2 protein-coding genes are annotated in these 3,260 nt (G+C 66.7%); one reads left to right on the forward strand and one right to left on the reverse strand.

Annotated elements, in window-relative coordinates; genetic code table 11:
• The first annotated feature begins 77 nt into the window (after positions 1 to 77).
• Positions 78 to 1,556 (forward strand): pyruvate kinase, encoded by a 1,479-nt coding sequence (pyk, locus tag FUT88_RS24380; protein WP_147219051.1) that lies wholly within the window; start codon positions 78 to 80, stop codon positions 1,554 to 1,556.
• 24 nt (positions 1,557 to 1,580) lie between these two features.
• On the opposite strand, the gene hemN is transcribed toward pyk, so the two are convergent.
• Positions 1,581 to 3,065 (reverse strand): oxygen-independent coproporphyrinogen III oxidase, encoded by a 1,485-nt coding sequence (gene hemN, locus FUT88_RS24385; RefSeq protein ID WP_147219053.1) that lies wholly within the window; start codon positions 3,063 to 3,065, stop codon positions 1,581 to 1,583.
• Between the last annotated feature and the right edge of the window lie 195 nt (positions 3,066 to 3,260).

A 3,260-nucleotide genomic window follows, 5' to 3' on the forward strand; every position in this document is an offset into this window, starting at 1 on the left:
GCCCCCGGCAGGGGGTGAAAGGGAGTGGACCACCAAGGCCCAACCAAGCAAATAAACAACCCACCCGGAGCAACAAAGTGCGCCGCTTCCGCAACACCAAAATCCTAGCCACCCTAGGCCCCGCCAGCAGCGACAAAGACACCATCCGCGCCCTCTTCGACGCCGGCGCGGACGTCTTCCGCCTGAACTTCAGCCACGGCTCGCACGAAGACCACCGCAAGCGCTACGACACCGTGCGCGCGGTGGAGGCCGAGACCGGCCGCCCCATCGGCATCCTCGCTGACATGCAAGGCCCGAAGTTGCGCATTGGCACGTTTGCCGACGGCCGCGTCGTGCTCAAGAACGGGGATCGCTTTGTGCTCGACCGCGACCCGACGCCGGGGGATGCCACGCGCGTGCATCTGCCGCATCCGGAGCTGTACGCCGCTACCGCGCCGGGCCAGTCGCTGTTGCTGGACGACGGCAAGATCCGCCTGGCCGTGGAAGCCGCCGACCCAACGGCCATCGTCACGCGTGTGGTCGATGGCGGCCCGCTGTCCGACCGCAAGGGCGTGAACGTGCCGGACGCTGTGATCCCCATCCCCGCGCTCACCGAGAAAGACCTGCGCGATCTGGACTTTGCGCTGTCGTTGGGCGTGGACTGGATTGCGCTGTCATTCGTGCAGCGCGCCGAAGATGTGATCGCCGCACGCGAGATCATCGGCGACCGGGCTGGGCTGCTCTCCAAGATCGAGAAGCCCGCCGCGCTGCTGCATCTGGAAGACATCGTGCAGGCCTCCGACGCGCTGATGGTGGCGCGCGGCGACCTGGGCGTGGAGCTGCCGCCCGAGCGCGTGCCCGGCGTACAGAAGCGCATCCTGCGCATGGCGCGGCAGCACGGCAAGCCGGTGGTCGTGGCCACGCAGATGCTGGAATCGATGATCGAAGCGCCGGTGCCGACGCGCGCCGAGGCGTCGGACGTGGCCAGCGCCGTGTACGACGGCACCGATGCCGTGATGCTGTCGGCCGAGTCAGCCAGCGGCAAGCACCCGGTGGCGGCGGTCAGCATCATGAACCGCATCATTGCCGAGACCGAGCGCGACCCGCTCTACCGCAACCTGATCGACGCGCAACATCAACCGCCGCTGCCAACGCGCCAGGACGCCATCTGCGCGGCCCTGCGCGACGTGACGCACATCCTCGGCGCAGTGGCCACCGTCACGTACACGTCCAGCGGCAAGACGAGCCTGCGCGCCGCACGCGAGCGGCCGCTGGCGCCCATCGTCAGCATCACGCCGCGACTGGATACCGCGCGCCGGCTGGCGATTGCGTGGGGCGTGCACAGCACCGTCAGCCCGGACGTGAGCAATGTCGACGAGATGGTGGACGCGGCGTGCCGCGCCGCCGCGCGTGAAGGCTTTGCCGTGTCGGGCGACCAGATCGCCATCACGGCGGGCATGCCGTTCGGCCAGGCCGGTTCGACCAACCTGCTGCGCCTGGCGGAAATCTGGCCGCAGACGTTGGTCGGCGCTCAGGCGCAAACCACCGCGCTGCAGCCGGAACCGGCAACGGTCTGACGCGGCTTCGAGTCGGCCAGCGGATCAGACCACCTTGGAGTAGCGCGGGACGAAGGTGACGGGCTTGCCCTCGGCTTCCACCGCGCGCTCCGTGCCCGCCTGGCGCAGGTGCGAATCGAAGACCATCGCGATGCGGCGCACGAGCAGCCGCCCTTGCGGCGTGATGACGATACGCTCGTCCCCCACCCTCACCAGGCCGGCTTCTTCCAGCAGCCCCAGTGCCCGCAGCTCGTCCGCAAAGCTGCGCTTGAAGTCCAGCCCGTGGCGCGCACCGAATGCGCGCATGTTCAGTTCAAATCCGCACATCAATTCGCCGATCAGCGCGCGGCGCACGTGGTCGTCCGGCGTGAGTGACATGCCGCGCAGCACGGCAAGTTCGCCGGCATCGATGCGAGCGTAGTACGCGTCGAGATCCTTTTCGTTCTGCGCATATACATCGCCCACCCGGCTGATGGCGGACACGCCAAACGCCAGCATGTCGCAATCGGCGTGCGTCGAATAGCCCTGGAAATTGCGCTGCAGCCGCCCTTCGCGTTGCGCAATGGCAAGTGCATCGTCGGGCCGCGCGAAGTGGTCCATGCCGATGTAGACATAACCCTCGGCGACAAGGCGTTCCACCGTCATCGCAAGGAGGTCGAGTTTTTGGTCTGCAGTCGGCAGCGTGAGCATGTCGATGCGGCGCTGCGCCTTGAACAAGTGCGGCAGGTGCGCATAGCTGTAGACGGACAGCCGATCAGGCGCCATCTCCAGCACGCGGTCCAGCGTGGCGTTGAACGTTTCGGTGCGCTGATACGGCAGGCCGTAGATCAGGTCGAAGCTGATCGACTCGAAGCCCAGCCGGCGCGCGGTGTCGACCACGCGGCGCGTCTCTTCCACGCTCTGGATGCGATGGACGGCGCGCTGAACGTCGGGGTCGAAGTCTTGGATGCCAAGGCTCGCACGGTTGAAGCCGATCTCGGCCAGGACTTCGAGCGTGGCGTCGTCGGCGTGACGCGGGTCGAGTTCGACGGAGATCTCGCCATCGTTGGCCAGGTCGAAATGCTGCCGTGTGGCAGCCATCACGGCGCGCATTTCGTCGTGCGCAAGAAACGTGGGCGTGCCGCCGCCCCAATGCAATTGCGTCACGCGGCGCAGCGGGCCGATCTGGTCGGCGACCATCGCCATCTCGCGCGCAAGCGTTTCAACGTAGCGTGCGCTGCGCGAGCGATCCTTTGTGATGACCTTGTTGCAGCCGCAGTAGTAGCAGAGGTTCGCGCAGAACGGCAGGTGCATGTACAGCGACAGAGGTGCATGCAGCGCGGGCGCGATCGCGGCGCGGCGGTGCAAGGCGTCGAGGTAATCGGCGTTACCGAATTGGTTGTGAAAGCGGTCGGCCGTCGGGTAAGACGTGTAGCGCGGGCCGTGCGTATCGAAGCGCTGGGCCAGCGCGCGTACCTGCGGCGCAGACCAGCGGAACGCGGTGTCGTTTGCGGCGGACGGAGGGTCGGCCGGCTTGGCGAACGGAAACATGAGGCGGTTCTTGTGGGGGCGATGGCTCATCCTAAAACTGCGATGTGCGCGCCGCGTTGATGTGTGTCAACGTCGGTCGATGCCTGGTCCAAAGCGTTGCCGGCTGCACGCGGGTCGTCACGGCGGCACAACGGGGCTGGGCGTTGATGGGTGTTTTTTTCTGGGTTCCGGGTTGTTGGTGCATCCCTTGTTTCA

The organism is Ralstonia sp. TCR112, assembly GCF_007997035.1.
Taxonomy (GTDB): domain Bacteria; phylum Pseudomonadota; class Gammaproteobacteria; order Burkholderiales; family Burkholderiaceae; genus Ralstonia; species Ralstonia edaphi.

Coding starts and splice junctions, on each gene's coding strand:
- hemN (WP_147219053.1), bottom strand. CDS start 3,065: ATGTTTCCGTTCGCCAAGCCGGCCGACCCTCCGTCCGCCGCAAACGAC.